Consider the following 14,242-nt stretch of genomic DNA (forward strand, 5'->3'; position numbering starts at 1 on the left):
ACCGGTTCGTCCGCGGTTGAAGACTCGCGGCGGATCGTGAACTGATGGCCATCATCAGAGTGCGACTCGAGCGTGCACTGGTGAACTCCCCGTGGCGGTGCTGGTGTGACTTGCCGAACTTATGGCAGATGTGCGTTACCCAGCAACTCGGGTCCATGCGATGCTCCAGCCAGCACTCGACGGCATAACCACAGTCCAGCAAGACAGCCGCCTATACTGGCGCGCGGCGTCCGGGACGGCGCTCGACCATGCCTGTGGCTTGGCCTGTCTGCGAGGAGACCGCGTGACCCTGGAAGATCTCTGGAAGCTGACCCGGCGGCAGTTCGTCGTCATCGGCGTCGCCGCGCTCGCCGGGCTGCTGCTGGCCTTCGTGTGGATGAGCCTGCAGCCCAAGGTCTACACCGCGACGGCCGCCGGCTACGTCACGGCCGGAGGCGGCTCGAGCATCGGCGAGTCCTTTTCGTCGCAGACGCTGGCCCAGCAAAAGGCCAAGGCATACGTCACTCTCTTCACCAATCGGCGCGTGACAGAGGCGGTCATCAAGGAACTCGGGCTCGATGCCACGCCGCAGGCTCTTGCAGCACGGATCACGGCTACCGTCCCCGAAGAGGGGGTCTCGATCAGCGTGACCGCCTCCGGACCCTCACCGCAGGAGGCGAAGTCGATCGCCGACTCCGTCGTCACAGCGGCTGCGGCGGAGGCCAAGCGGATCGAGGAGGCCGGGCCGACTCGACGCGTGGTGCAGGCGGACGGCAGCACCCGCACGGTCAAGTCGCAGGCCCAGGTGCTCATCGAGCCCAACGAGTCGGCGATCCTGCCCACGTCCCCTTCGTCGCCCGACCCCACCCGCATCCTGCCGCTGGGCCTCCTGCTCGGCCTGCTCGTCGGCTACGGCGTCGCCGCGGTCCGGCACTACAACGACACCAAGCTGCGGCACGTCGACGACGTCGAGGAGACGGTCGGTGCCGGCGTGCTCGGGGTGCTGCCGATGAGCAAGGACCTCGGGTCGGAGCGGGGGGAGGCCCGCCGGTCCAAGGCCTTCCACGAGCGAGAGGCGCTGCGCAAACTGCGGACCAACCTGCGCTTCGTCGACGTCGACAACCAGCCGCGCTCGATCGTGGTCACCAGCGCGAACCAGGGCGAGGGCAAATCGACCGTGGCCGCCAACCTCGCCACCGTCCTCGCCGAGTCGGGGGAGCAGGTCGTGCTCATCGACGCAGACCTCCGACGCTCCGCTGTGGCTCGCGCCTTCGACCTCGATGGCGCTGTCGGGCTCACCGAGGTGCTCGCCGGCACGATCACGCTGGCTGACGCGCTCCAGGACACGGACGTGCCCGGCCTGCAGATCCTTGCGGCGGGCGCGACCCCGCCCAACCCGTCGGAACTGCTCGGGTCCCACCGGATGGAGCAGCTCATCGAGGAGCTGAGCCAGCGGCACTTCGTCATCCTCGACGCGCCGCCGTTGCTGCCGGTCACAGACGCCGTCCTGCTCACCCGCAGCGCGGACGGCGCCGTGCTCGTCGTCGCTGCTGGCAGGACGCACAAGGAGGCTCTCGACCGGGCCGCGGCTTCCCTGCGTGGGGTGGACGCCAAGGTGCTCGGTGCCGTGCTCAACCAGGCGTCGACGAAGAAGGTCGACCGGATCCGCTACGGCGACGTCGAGTACGGCCACGTCACGTCCTATGAAAGGGATTACATCGCCGAGACTGACGGCGCGGTCAGCCGACGCGACGTGAAGGCCGCACGCCGAGGCCGGTCCTGACCCGGGCTCGGCGCGCGACCCGAGTCAGCGTTTGGAACCCCGACCCGCCAGGCTGAGCTGACGCTTCCCCCGCCGCTCGGAGCGGGGGGCCGTCTCGGGGTCGTAGTAGCCGTAGTAGCCGTAGTAGCCGCCGCCGTAGCCGCCAGCGGACTTGTGGCCGACGCGGTTGAGGACGAGCCCGAGCAGGGTGTTGTCCACGCCGCCGAGGGACTCGAGCGTGGCCTTGAGCTGCTCTTTGCGCACGATCGTCGTGCCGACGAGGACGATGACTCCGTCGACCTTGGTGCTCAGCACGACGGCGTCGGTCACGGGGAGCACCGGCGGTGTGTCGATGAGCACGTAGTCGAAGCGCGTCGACAAGTGGGTCAGGACGCGACTCATGGCGTCGGAGGCGAGCAACTCGCTCGGGTTGGGCGGGATGGCGCCCGCGCCGATGACCTCGAGACGGTCCTCGCCGTAGGGCTGGAGCACATCGTTGATGTCGGCGCGCTCGATGAGCACGTCGGTGAGGCCGGCCGCGCCCTCGAGCCCGAGGTACTCGAGCAGGCGCGGCCGGCGCAGGTCGGCCTCGATGAGGCAGACCGTCGAGCCCGACTGGGCCAGCGTCAGCGCGAGGTTGGCGATTGTCGTCGACTTGCCCTCGCCCGGGATCGACGAGGTGAGCAGGATCGTGCGCGGATGGTGGGCCGCGTCGACGAACATGAGGTTGGTCCGCACCGCACGGAATGCCTCGGACCGCGGCGAGCTAGGGTCCGACTCGACGATGAGCGGCTCCTTGCCCGCGCGCGGATCGTAGTGGACCGCTCCGATGACCGGCTCCTCGGTGATCTCCTCGACGTCGTCATCGGTGCGGACCGTGGTGTCGAGCAGGTGCCGCAGCATCGCCAGCCCCAGGCCGAGAAGGACACCCAGAACGACGCCGAGCGCGAGGTTGCGGGCCGGCACCGGGCTCGTGGGGGTCTCGCTCGTCGACGCGGGCTCGACGAGCGAAACCTTGATCGGTGACGTCCGGTTGGACCCCTCCGGGCGCTCGACCTCGGAGACGACCTGGGGGAAGGTCTCGCCGATCGCCGTGGCGATCGCCTGCGCGTGGGCCGCATCCGTGTCGGTCACCGCGACTTCGAGGATGACCGTCTCCGGGGGGGTCGTAACGGTCAGCTGGCTAGCGAGGTCAGCCGTCGTCGTGTCGTCGCCGAGCTCCTCGACGACGGGGTTAAGAGCGCGCGGGGTCTTGAGCAGCTCCGCATAGGACTTCACGCGCTGCTGGGTGAAGGTGCTGCCCTGACTCAGCTGCGTCGTGTCGGCGCCCGAGACCGAGACGAAGAACTGGGTCGAGGAGGTGTACCTCTTCGTCTGGAGTGCGGTGACGGCAGCGGCGAGGCCGACGACGACAAGAGTCGTGACGACGATCGTCACCCACCGCTTGCGGACGATCCTCAGGTAGTCCTGCAGCTCCACGCTCTCGGTGCCTCTCTCGGGTCGCAAATGATGACAGCAGACGCGAGTCTGGCACAGGGGCCGCCATCCGGCAGGATTGCCCCATGAGCGTGCGCATCATGACTGTCTGCACCGGCAACATCTGCCGATCGCCCTATGCCCAGCTGGCCCTCGGTCACGCCCTCGAATCCGTGCGGCCGGGGGCCTTCGAGGTGGTGAGCGCGGGGACACAGGCGCTCATCGGCCATGCCGTCGAGGCGGGGAGCGCCTCGATCCTCGACACCAAGGGCATCGCTCACGACACCTTTGCCGCGCGGCAGATCAGCGAGCGGATGCTCGACGACGTCGACATCGTGCTGCCGCTCGAGGTGGCACACCGCAAGATCGTGCTCTCCTACTCGCCCCGTCACCTCAAGCGGGCCTACACGGTCAAGGAACTCACTCGGCTGCTCGACTCCGCCGGCGAGCGCGAGCCGTGGACCCGGCGGCTCGCCGGGCTGACCACACCCGAGGAGCGGTGGGCGGCCCTCCCGTCGCACCTGGCGCGGGAGCGAGGGCTGAGCCGTGCTCCGGAGGGGGCCGACGACATCGACGACCCCTACCGGCAGTCGCAGGAGGTCTTCGACCGGATGGCTGCTGAGGTCGACGCGGCCGTGGAGCGGATCGTGGCCTTCGAGCGGCAGTTCGATTAGCGAGGGGTCGGGGCTGGTTTCGAGGCTCCTTCGTCGCACCTCTACCAGCGTGGGGAACGTGGTTTCGAGGCTCGCTGGCGCTCGCACCTCAACCAGCGATGGGCCGGCTGGCGCTCGCACCTCAACCAGCGTTGGGCCGGCTGGCGCTCGCACCTCAACCAGCGTTAAGGCGGGGGCGGTCGTTGCCTTCCTGCTGACGGTGGGGCCGCCGGCGACGAATGTCGGGCCGGGGCCGTTGGGCTATGTGTGGGTGCTGCTCGTCCTCACGGGCGCCCTGTGGTGGTTCGCCGCCGCCGGGCACGGACGTCGGGGAGTCGTCCGGGCCGAGGTGTGGGCTGGGGGCGCGCTGCTCGGATGGCTCTGGCTGTCGCTGCTGCGGTCGGGGGAGCGGTGGGACACGGCCCTGGCCGCCACGGCCCTCGCAACCCTCGCGCTGCTCACCGCATGGGCCTGGGCTCGTGCGGTCGAGCCGGAGGAGAGGCAGCAGGCGCTCGTCCTAGTGCTCGGGGCGGCGGCTCTCGGGACGGTGCTCGCGGCGTGGGTGGTCCCGCTGGTAATCGACCAGAGCCTCGGGTGGCGGCCAGGGCTGCCGATCGGTGGTGCCTCCAACAACGCGGTCGGCCTGACCCTCGTGCTCGCCGGTGCGCTGACGGGGCGGCGGCTGTGGCCCGAGCAGCGGTGGCTGTGGCTGGGCGCCGCCCTCGTCACGGCGCTGCTCATCGTGCAGAGCCTCTCGCGCGCGGGGTGGGTGCTGGCACTCGTCGTCGCGGTCGTGGCGATCGTGCGGCATCGCCACTGGAACCTGCGGTGGGGTGGGCCGGTCGTCCTGCTCGTGGTCGCCGTCGTCCTCGGCGAGCTGACCCGACGACGCGGGCTGAGCCTCCTCGTCGACGAGTCGCGCTGGCACAACGCGGCCGTGGGCGTGGAGGCGTGGTCGGGCTCGGCTGGCACGGTGCTCTTCGGGCTCGGCCCGATGCGGATGTGGCCGTGGATGGAGTTGGAGCGGGGGCGGCCCGGTGAGCAGTTCGACGGGCCATTGCAGTACGACGGGCCGTGGGGAGCGGTGCTCTACCACGCGCACTCGACCTATCTGGGGCTGCTCGTCGAGTACGGGATCGTGGGCCTCGTCCTGCTGCTCGTCGTGCTCGGGCTCGTCGTGCGGCGGGGTGTGCTGGAGATCCGGCGCGGTGGGCGGCTCGAGCTCGTCGCGGTCGCGGTGCTGCTGGCGCTACCCGCGATGCTCGTCGAGACGTATCTCGTGCGGGGGTTTCCTTCGGCGTGGCTCTTCTGGTGTGCGGTGCTGGTGGTGGGGGCTGGTTTCGAGGCTCCTTCGTCGCACCTCAACCAGCGGGGTGACTACGTCGCACCTCAACCAGCCGGGGTTCTCTCGAGGCTCCTTCGTCGCACCTCGACCAGCGATAGGCCGTAGGTTCTAGGCATGTCGAAAGCATGGAGCTCACCGGTCGTGGTCGGGGCGGCGCTGCTCGCGCTCGTGCTGGCGGTCGGGGGAGCGTGGGCATGGGTCTTCGCCGAGCAGGGCACGGCGCCGGCCGGGGTGACGGCGGCAGCACCCCCTTCGTCCTCGTCGTCCACGAGCTCGCCGACGAAGGCCGAGCCGACGTGGACCATCGACCAGGCGCGTGACGCGCTCGCCGGCGACGGGTCGCGGGTGCTCGTGCTCGGGGACTCGACCGGCAACGGCAACGACGAGTGGGTGAGTCTGTGGGCGCAGTCGGCGCAGCTGCCGCTCGCCCGGTGGGACACCGCGACCGAGGCCGGCTACGCCAACGAGGCCGAGGACACCCGCCTGTGGTCGGGCGCGATGAACAGCGGGACCGCCGATTACCCGCTCGACCACGACGAAATCTGGCCGGAGCAGGACCCCGACCTCGTGCTGCTGAGCTATGGGCACTTCCACGACTCGACGAGCGGCGCCACCGACGCGCTCGAGGACCTACGGGTCGAGCTCGCCGACCGCTACCCGGAGGCGCCCGTCGTCGTCGTGCTGCAGAACCCGGAGGCCGACGACGCCGACGCCGACCGGCGTGCCGCCATCACCGACTGGGCCAAGGACGCGGGGCTGCCGACGATCGACGTGGCCGCGGCCTTCGAGGACGCGGCGGACCCGAGCGTCCTGCTGGTGGACGAGATCAATCCCTCGCCGGAGGGCTCGCAGCTGTGGGCGGAGACGGTGGCGGAGGCGCTGGGGTAGGGGGCCGAGGGCTCCGCAGGGTCTCGAGGCTCGTCGCAGAGCTCCTCGCACCTCGACCAACGGATAGAGGCAGAGCTCCTCGCACCTCGACCAACGGTTAGAGGCAGAGCTCCTCAGGGACCGGGGTGGAGCAGCTCGAGGAGGTACTGGCCGTAGCCGCTCTTGACGAGGGGCTCGGCGCGCTCGCGCAGACCGTCGTCGTCGACGAAGCCCATGCGCCAGGCGACCTCCTCGGGGCAACCGATCTTCAGGCCCTGGCGGTTTTCGAGGGTGCGCACGTAGTTGCTCGCGTCGTTGAGCGCGGCAAAGGTACCGGTGTCGAGCCAGGCCGTGCCGCGGGGGAGCACCTCGACGTGCAGGCGCCCCTCGTCGAGATAGGTGCGGTTGAGGTCGGTGATCTCCAGCTCGCCGCGCGCCGACGGGCGCAGCCCGCGGGCGCGCTCGACGACGGTCTCGTCGTAGAAGTACAGGCCGGGGACGGCGTAGCGCGAGCGCGGGTTGGCCGGCTTCTCCTCGAGGTGACGGGCCCTCCCTTCGTCGTCGAAGTCGACCACGCCGTAGGCCGACGGGTCGGCGACCTGGTAGCCGAAGACGGCCGCGCCCTCGATGTCGGCGAAGCGCCGCAGCTGGGTGCCAAGGCCCGGCCCGTAGAAGATGTTGTCGCCGAGCACGAGCGCCGAGGGGCCGCCGGCCACGTGGTCGGCGCCGATGTGGAAGGCCTGGGCGAGGCCTTCTGGCCGGGGCTGCTGCGCATAGGTGATCGCGATGCCGAAGCGTGCGCCGTCACCGAGCAGCCGCTCGAACTGGGGGGCCTCGTGCGGGGTGGTGATGACGAGGACCTCGCGGATGCCGGCGAGCATGAGGGTGCTCAGCGGGTAGTAGATCATCGGCTTGTCGTAGACCGGCACGAGCTGCTTGGAGATGCCCTGGGTGATCGGGTGGAGCCGGCTGCCTGTGCCCCCCGCGAGGATGATGCCGCGCATGAGTCGAGGGTAGCGACGCCGACACCTCCGCGGGTCCGCGGCCGATAGCCTCCGACCATGGACCTGAGCATCGAGCACACCCGCATCCCGGGGCTGCTCGTCGTCCGGCGCCCGGTGCACCGTGACGCGCGGGGGTGGTTCACCGAGTCCTGGCAGCGGGCGAAGATGGTCGCGGCGGGGCTGCCGGACTTCGCGCCGGTGCAGCACAACATCTCCTACAACTCGTCGCGCGGCGCGACCCGCGGGATCCACGCCGAGCCGTGGGACAAGTTCGTCACGGTCGTCCACGGCCGGGTCTTCGGCGCGTGGGTCGACCTGCGGGCGGGCGAAGGCTTCGGCGCCACCGTCACCCTCGAGCTCGACGAGAGCACCGCGGTCTTCGTGCCGCGCGGCGTCGGCAACTCCTACCAGGCCCTCGCCGACGAGACCGTCTACTCCTATCTCGTCAACGAGCACTGGCGCCCCGACCTCACCTATCCCGCGCTCGCCCTCGACGACCCCACCGCCGCCATCGAGTGGCCGATCCCGTTGTCGCGCAGCGAGATCAGTGACAAGGACCGGGCCAACCCGCGGCTGGCGGAGGTCGCCCCCTTCGTCCCGCGGCCGGCGCTCATCCTCGGGGGCAGCGGGCAGATCGGCTCGGCCCTGCGCCGACTCCTGCCCGACGCCGTCGCGCCGGGCCGCGACGAGCTCGACCTCACCGACCCCGCCGCCGTCGAAGCACTCGACCTCAGCGGCCACGACCTGGTCATCAATGCTGCCGCGATGACCGCCGTCGACGCCGCCGAGACCCCCGACGGCAGCCCGCTGGCCTGGCGGCTCAACGCCGAGCTGCCCGCCCAGCTCGCGAGGAAGGCTGCGGCACAAGGCTGCACGCTCGTGCACTACTCCTCGGACTACGTCTTCGACGGGCAGCGCGAGGTCCACGTCGAAGGGGAGGCCCTCACCCCGGTGAGCGAGTACGGCCGCACCAAGGCCGCCGGTGACCTCGCCGTGGGCGTCGCGCCGCGCCACTACCTGCTGCGCACGTCGTGGGTGGTGGGCGACGGGGGCAACTTCGTCGCGACGATGGCCCGCCTGGCGGACGAAGGGAGGTCCCCTCGCGTCGTCGACGACCAGTGGGGCCGGCTGTCCTTCGCCGACGAGATCGCGGCGGCGACGCTCCACCTCGTGGTGAGCGGGGCCCCCTTCGGCACCTATGACGTGACGCAGGCGGGGGAGCCGATGACCTGGGCGGCGATCGCCCGCGAGGTCTTCGCGCTGAGGGGACGCTCGCGCGACGACGTGACCGCGGTGACGACCGCCGACTACGAGGCCGGCCTCGGCGACCGGGTGAGCGCGCCGCGGCCACGGCACTCGACGCTCGCGCTCGACCGGCTGGTGGCCGCGGGGTACGAGCCCGTGGACCAGGTCGAGGCGCTGCGGGACCACGTGGTGTCGAGGCTCGTTCCTCGCACCTCCACCACCGGGGGTGGTCCTCGCGCCTCCACCACCGGGGGTGTTCCTCGCACCTCCACCACCGTGGGTCGAGGTGCGAGCGCCAGCGAGCCTCGAGACCAGGGGGTGTCGGGGCTCGTTCCTCGCGCCTCCACCACCGGGGCAGAAGGGGAGGGGAGCTGACATGCGGGTGCTCGTGACCGGGGGAGCCGGGTTCATCGGGAGCAACTTCGTCCACCAGACGCTGGCGACGCGGCCGGACGCGGAGGTGACCGTGCTCGACGCGCTGACCTACGCCGGGTCGCGGACCTCGCTCGACGGGGTGCTTGACGACGTGCGTTTCGTCGAAGGCCGGGTCGAGGACGGTGAGCTCGTCGACCGGCTCGTGGGGGAGGCCGACGTCGTCGTGCACTTCGCCGCGGAGTCGCACAACGACAACTCGCTGGCATCGCCGGGCCCCTTCGTCCAGACCAATGTGGTCGGCACCTACGAGCTGCTCGAAGCCGTCCGCCGCCACGACGTGCGCTACCACCACATCTCCACCGACGAGGTCTACGGCGACCTCGAGCTCGACTCGCCGGAGCGCTTCAGCGAGGCGACGCCCTACAACCCGTCGAGTCCCTATTCGTCGACGAAGGGGGCCAGTGACCTCCTCGTGCGCGCGTGGGTGAGGTCCTTCGGCGTCGAGGCGACGATCTCCAACTGCTCCAACAACTACGGGCCCCGCCAGCACGTCGAGAAGTTCATCCCGCGCCAGGTCACCGAGGTCCTCGACGGGCGCCGGCCGCGCCTCTACGGGGACGGGCTCAACGTGCGCGACTGGATCCACGTCGACGACCACAACAGCGCCGTCTGGGCGATCATCGACCGCGGGCAGCTCGGCGAGACCTATCTCATCGGCGCTGACGGCGAGGTCGACAACAAGACCGTCGTCGAGACGGTGCTCGACCTCATGGGCCGTGAGGCCGGCGACTACGACCACGTCACCGATCGTCCGGGGCACGACCGGCGCTACGCCATCGACTGGAGCCGGCTGCGCGACGAGCTCGGCTGGCAGCCTCGGTACCGCGACTTCCGGTCCGGGCTGGCCGCGACGATCGACTGGTACCGGACCCACGAGGAGTGGTGGCGCCCGCAGAAGTCGGCCACCGAGGCCCGCTACGCCCGGAGCGAAAAGGTGCTGTGATTCCCCTTCGCCCTCGGTTTTTGGGACCATGCCGGGATGCGCAACGGCTATCTCGACCTGCTGCGGGTCGTCGGCACGGTCGCGATCGTCCTCGGGCACATCGAGGGCCTCAAGCCGCTGCCGGACTACGTCTACCCCTGGCACGTGCCGCTCTACTTCATGCTGTCGGGGTGGCTGTGGCGGCCGGGGTCGCGCGACTTCGGCAGCGAGGTCAAGGTCCGCGCCAAGACCCTGCTGCTGCCCTACATCCCGTGGTTCGCCATCGTGTCCGTGGTCTACGGCATCGAGCTGTGGCGAAGGGGGCGTGACAGCACCGGCAAGGTCGAGGAGCAGCTGCCCGGCGGGGCCTATGCGATCGAGCCGTACTCCGCCTTCTGGTTCATCACCGCGCTCTTTGTCGCGGTCGTCACCATTCGCGGGCTGGAGGCGCTGCGGCTGCCGCTGTGGCTGCAGCTGGCCGTCGGCGTCGGGCTGTGCGCTCTCGTGCAGATCTACCAGGACATCGCGGTGAACTCGCCCTTCGCGATCGCGCAGGGGCTGGGGTGCGTGATCTTCGTGCAGGCCGGCTACCTGGCACGGCTGCTCACCGGGCGCTCGGGGCAGCGCTCGCGGTGGAGTCGCCGGACGCTGTGGGTCCTGGCGGTCGCGACCTTCGCGCTCGGGGTGTGGATCACGACGCGGCCGGGGGTGGGCAACCTCAACCTGAAGTTCGCGCAGTTCAACGAGCCGGTGTGGGCCGTCCTCGCGGGGATCCTCATCAGCGCCGGGATGATCATGGCTCCGATCTACATCGGCGGGATCTGGTCGCATCGGATCAGCACGCTCGCCCAGTCGGGCATGGCGGTGATCCTCCTGCACGCGCTCTTCGTGTGGTTCGGCAAGGGGCACAACCCGTATCTCGTCGCCGTGGTGGCGGTCGTCGTGCCCTGGACTCTCGGGCTGCTGCTCGCGCGCACCCGGTGGGGGTGGGTCTTCGGCTGCTCGCGCCCGAAGCCCTTGGCGGCGTAGGGGCGGGGGCCCTCTCGGAGACTCCGCCCCTCCGCCCCTCGGTAGGCCCCCTCGATCCCAGCCCCCCAGATGCTCGGTTGAGGTATCCCCGACCGTCTATTCGGTTGTGTTTTGAAGGGACCTTTCTGACAGACATGTGAAGGGACATCGCTGACAGTCCTTGGGGCTCGGTCGGTGGCCGGATGATCGGCTGCATGAGCACGAAGGCGGTCTCGGTGGAGGCACGGTTGGCCATTGGCGCCCAGGTGGTCTTGGAGGAGGTCTCTGGGGCTTCGGTGACGCAGATCTGTCGGGAGTACGGGATCTCTCGGGATACGTACTACCGGTATCGACGGCGGATGCTGCAGGAAGGGGTGGAAGGGCTTGTTCCCCGTTCCACGCGCCCGCGCAACTCTCCCAGGGCAACCCCTGCTGACGTGGTGGCCGTGGTGGTGGCCAAGCACGACGAGTTGGTCGAGCAGGGTTGGGACGGCGGCGCGCAGTCCGTGCACGACTGGCTGACGAGTCAGGGCGTGCAGGCGCCCTCGGCGCGCACCTGTCACAAGATCCTGCGCGATCACGGCCGCACCACGCCCACACCGTCGAAACGGCCCAAGTCCAGCTATCGACGGTTCGAAGCGATGCACCCCAACGGGGTCTGGCAGCTCGACGGGCACGGGGTCGAGCTCGTCGAGGGCTCGGCAGTCGTGCTGCGGTTCCAGGACGACCACTCCAGGATGCTGATGGGCTCGCTGGCCGCGCCCAGCGAAAACGGTCAGGACACGTGGACGTGCTTGCTGCAGGCCATGGACCGTCACGGCAAGCCGGCGTTCATCCAGTGCGACAACGGCTCCGCGTTCACCGCTCGCCTGACCCGTGGTGGCGGGTACTCCACATTCGAGTCCAAGCTGCACCGCATCGGGGTCGGCATGATCAACTCCAGCCCGGGGCATCCCCAGACCAACGGCAAGAAGGAACGTGAGTGGCGCACCCTGGACCAGTGGCTCGCTGCTCGGCCCACCGCGGCTGACTTGCCCCAGTTGCAGCAGCTGTTGGACGCCTACGACGTGCTGTTCAACACCCAGCGCCCTCACCAAGGCATCGGTGGGGTCACCCCGGCCAGCCGCTACGCGAGCAGCGACAAGGCCGTTGCCGACGCCAGCGAGCTCACGCAGCGTCAGTTCATCCGCGAGGTCACCCTGAGCCCGGCCGGCTACTTCGACCTGCCCGGAGCACGCGTGGCCCTGGGAGTCGCTTGGGCTCGAGCCAAACTGCAGTACCTCGTCGACCAGGACCACGCGGTCCTCTTCCACGACAACCGGCTCCTGGCCCACATCAGACTCGATCCCGCAAAGATCGAGACACCCAAGGGCGAACGCCACTACGTTCGAGTCACAGCACGCCCCTGACTGTCAGACAAGTGTCTTCACACACTGTCCGATAGGTCCCTTCACAAGACAACCGTCTATTCGGTCGGGGGTACCTCGACCGCGCGAGCCTGCCGGGTGTGGTCGTCCGCGTGGTGCCGGGGCGAGGTGATCGCGACCGTCTATTCGGTCGGGGTGACCTCGTCCTCTGACACCTCGACCCCTCGAGGGAGCTGTCCCCAGAGCTGACCGGGGCGCGAGTGCTGTCCACTGATCGCGCGTTGGCCGCCGCGGGGAGGGTGCAGCACTCCACTGTTCGGGGATGACCGACACCATGCCCGAGCAGTCAGAGGCTGTGCGCCGAGACGACGAAGGGGGCCAGCCGACGACGCCCACCCGCGAAGGGCCGCTGGACCGTCATCGCCGGGTGCTCGCCGCCGCGGAGGACTGGGACTTCGTCATCAGCCACCGGATCTTACGCAGTCTGGGGGTGAGCCGACAGCAGGCAGCGCGTCAGGTCCTGGCTGGTCGTTGGACGAGGTGGGGCACCCAGACCTTCGCCGTGCACACCGGCCCGCTGGGCTTCCGCGCCCGGTGCTGGCGAGGAGTGTGGGAGACGGGGGAGCGGATCGCCGCTGTCGACGGAGTGAGCTCGCTCCAGCTCGCCGGGCTCAAGGGCTGGGACGAGGAAGACGTCGTCGTGTCCGTCGTCCACCGGCACGACCGGACACACCGCGATGGTGTGCGGGTGCGCAAGCTCGCTCGCCGCGTCCCCAACGAGGTCATCTCGTCGGGCGTGCCCCGCACGCGTCCCGCGGTGGCAGCGATCAGGTCCGCGCACTGGGCGGTGAGCGACCGGGCGGCAGCGACACTGCTCGCGATGGCCGTGCAGCAGCGATTGGTCACACCAGAGCAGCTGGTGCAGGCTCAGCAGGTCGTGAAGGGGCGAACGCGCCGGGCCTTCATCAAGCAGATCATCAGCGACATCGCCGCCGGTGCTCATTCGCTCAACGAGCTCGACTTCGCGGCGGCGTGCCGGGTCCGTGGATTGCCGGAGCCCACGCGGCAGGCGGTGCGGGAGGGGCCCAGAGGGAGGGTGTACCTGGACGTGCTCTTCGAGGAGTACGGCCTCGTCGTCGAGATCGATGGCGCCGGCCACCTCTGGGGACTCAACGGTGTCTCAGACGCACTCCGGGCCAACCAGGTCGTCATCGACGGGGACCGAGTGCTGCGCATCAACGTCCTGGGCTGGCGTCTCGATGCCGACGCCTTCATGGACCAGGTGACTGCCGCCCTTCGCTCCGAGTGGGCCCTGGACAATCTCGCCAGGCGCCAAGCCTCGCTCGAGGTGCCATCGGACGAGGTGGGCCCGACCGGATAGTCGGTCGGGGATACCTCAACCCGCGCATCGGGGGAGCTGGCGTCGTCGAGGGACTGCTGGGTTGAGGTGGGATCGACCGGATAGTCGGTCGGGGATACCTCGACCGAGCGGTATGGGGGCTGAGGGTCAGCCGATCCACTCGCCCCAGCCGTGGTGGAGCACCAGCCAGGCGATGAGGCCGTAGCCGGCCTGGCCCGGGTGCACCCCGTCGGCGGAGGCGGCGATGTCGGACTCCCACTGGTCATGACCCGCCAGGGGGGTGAAGGTGTCGACGAAGGTCACGCCTCGTCGGTCGCAGACGTCGCGCTGGGCCTCGACGACGTGGCGCAGCTGGTCGTTGGCCTCGGGGTCGGCCGAAGGGGGCGGACCGACGACGAGGGTGGCGACGCCCTGGCTCGAGGCCTCGTCGAGGATGTTGGCGAGGTTGAGCCGCAGGCGGGCGATCGAGGTGCCCGCGGCGACGTCGGCGTGGCCGACCTGCACGACGAGGCGACGCTCGGTGACGCCCTGGAAGCGGCGCGGGCCCTCGGTGAGCCACCGCTCGGCGACCCCGCCGGCGGTCTCGCCGCGCACGCCGAGGTTGTAGTGCGCGACGACCGCGTCCTTGATCTGGGTGCGGGCCATGACCCGACCGACCCACCCCAGGGCCTTGTCGTCCCCCTCACCGGCGACGAAGGAGTCGCCGATGAAGACGAGCGCGACCTCCCGGCGGCCGTCCTCCGTGCTGAAGGTGGCGCTCGGGGTGAACTCGTTGCCGGCTGCGTCCGTCATCGGGTGGCCGCTCACGTGGGGTACTCC

At 69.9% G+C, this 14,242-nt stretch carries 12 protein-coding genes; 9 read left to right on the forward strand and 3 right to left on the reverse strand.

All coding sequences use genetic code 11. The annotated features are described in order from the left end of the window. Positions 1-283 precede the first annotated feature (283 nt). Positions 284-1,762 (forward strand): polysaccharide biosynthesis tyrosine autokinase, encoded by a 1,479-nt coding sequence (locus NYE39_RS15160; RefSeq protein ID WP_341013184.1) that lies wholly within the window; start codon positions 284-286, stop codon positions 1,760-1,762. Between the two features lie 24 nt (positions 1,763-1,786). Here the strand turns inward: NYE39_RS15160 and NYE39_RS15165 are convergent, their stop codons facing one another. Further along, positions 1,787-3,220 carry a polysaccharide biosynthesis tyrosine autokinase gene (locus NYE39_RS15165; protein WP_341013185.1) on the reverse strand — a complete coding sequence of 478 codons (1,434 nt, stop codon included), beginning with the start codon at positions 3,218-3,220 and terminating at the stop codon, positions 1,787-1,789. An 83-nt stretch (positions 3,221-3,303) separates the two neighbouring features. Here NYE39_RS15165 and NYE39_RS15170 point away from each other — a divergent pair, with 83 nt between their 5' ends. The 3 genes from NYE39_RS15170 (at position 3,304) to NYE39_RS15180 (ending at position 6,103) form a co-directional block, all read left to right on the forward strand. Beyond that, complete coding sequence (locus NYE39_RS15170) at positions 3,304-3,891, forward strand: arsenate reductase/protein-tyrosine-phosphatase family protein (RefSeq protein WP_341013186.1); 588 nt, start codon at positions 3,304-3,306, stop codon at positions 3,889-3,891. Between the two features lie 199 nt (positions 3,892-4,090). After that, positions 4,091-5,320 (forward strand): hypothetical protein, encoded by a 1,230-nt coding sequence (locus NYE39_RS15175; protein ID WP_341013187.1) that lies wholly within the window; start codon positions 4,091-4,093, stop codon positions 5,318-5,320. A gap of 9 nt (positions 5,321-5,329) precedes the next feature. Further along, entirely contained in the window at positions 5,330-6,103 is a 774-nt protein-coding gene (locus NYE39_RS15180; protein WP_341013188.1) for an SGNH/GDSL hydrolase family protein, read from the forward strand. Between the two features lie 113 nt (positions 6,104-6,216). On the opposite strand, the gene rfbA is transcribed toward NYE39_RS15180, so the two are convergent. Next, the gene (gene rfbA, locus NYE39_RS15185) at positions 6,217-7,086 is read right to left on the reverse strand and encodes a glucose-1-phosphate thymidylyltransferase RfbA (RefSeq protein ID WP_341013189.1); all 870 of its coding nucleotides are present in this window, start codon (positions 7,084-7,086) and stop codon (positions 6,217-6,219) included. A 57-nt stretch (positions 7,087-7,143) separates the two neighbouring features. Between rfbA and NYE39_RS15190 the strand changes: the two genes are divergently transcribed. The 5 genes from NYE39_RS15190 to NYE39_RS15210 all read left to right on the forward strand — a co-directional run bounded on the left by NYE39_RS15190 (position 7,144) and on the right by NYE39_RS15210 (position 13,444). Beyond that, positions 7,144-8,706, forward strand: a complete 1,563-nt coding sequence (locus NYE39_RS15190) for a bifunctional dTDP-4-dehydrorhamnose 3,5-epimerase family protein/NAD(P)-dependent oxidoreductase (protein ID WP_341013190.1) — start codon at positions 7,144-7,146, stop codon at positions 8,704-8,706. A gap of 1 nt (position 8,707) precedes the next feature. Next, a complete protein-coding gene (gene rfbB / locus NYE39_RS15195) occupies positions 8,708-9,709 on the forward strand; it encodes a dTDP-glucose 4,6-dehydratase (protein ID WP_341013191.1) in 1,002 nt (333 codons plus the stop codon). Between the two features lie 36 nt (positions 9,710-9,745). After that, a complete protein-coding gene (locus NYE39_RS15200) occupies positions 9,746-10,717 on the forward strand; it encodes an acyltransferase family protein (RefSeq protein WP_341013192.1) in 972 nt (323 codons plus the stop codon). A 194-nt stretch (positions 10,718-10,911) separates the two neighbouring features. Further along, positions 10,912-12,105 carry an integrase core domain-containing protein gene (locus tag NYE39_RS15205; protein ID WP_192911330.1) on the forward strand — a complete coding sequence of 398 codons (1,194 nt, stop codon included), beginning with the start codon at positions 10,912-10,914 and terminating at the stop codon, positions 12,103-12,105. 280 nt (positions 12,106-12,385) lie between these two features. Further along, positions 12,386-13,444 (forward strand): hypothetical protein, encoded by a 1,059-nt coding sequence (locus tag NYE39_RS15210; protein WP_341013193.1) that lies wholly within the window; start codon positions 12,386-12,388, stop codon positions 13,442-13,444. A gap of 126 nt (positions 13,445-13,570) precedes the next feature. Here the strand turns inward: NYE39_RS15210 and NYE39_RS15215 are convergent, their stop codons facing one another. Beyond that, positions 13,571-14,230 carry a GDSL-type esterase/lipase family protein gene (locus tag NYE39_RS15215; RefSeq protein ID WP_341013194.1) on the reverse strand — a complete coding sequence of 220 codons (660 nt, stop codon included), beginning with the start codon at positions 14,228-14,230 and terminating at the stop codon, positions 13,571-13,573. Positions 14,231-14,242: the final 12 nt, after the last annotated feature.

Source organism: Janibacter sp. FSL W8-0316 (genome assembly GCF_038004165.1).
Lineage (GTDB): Bacteria > Actinomycetota > Actinomycetes > Actinomycetales > Dermatophilaceae > Janibacter > Janibacter indicus.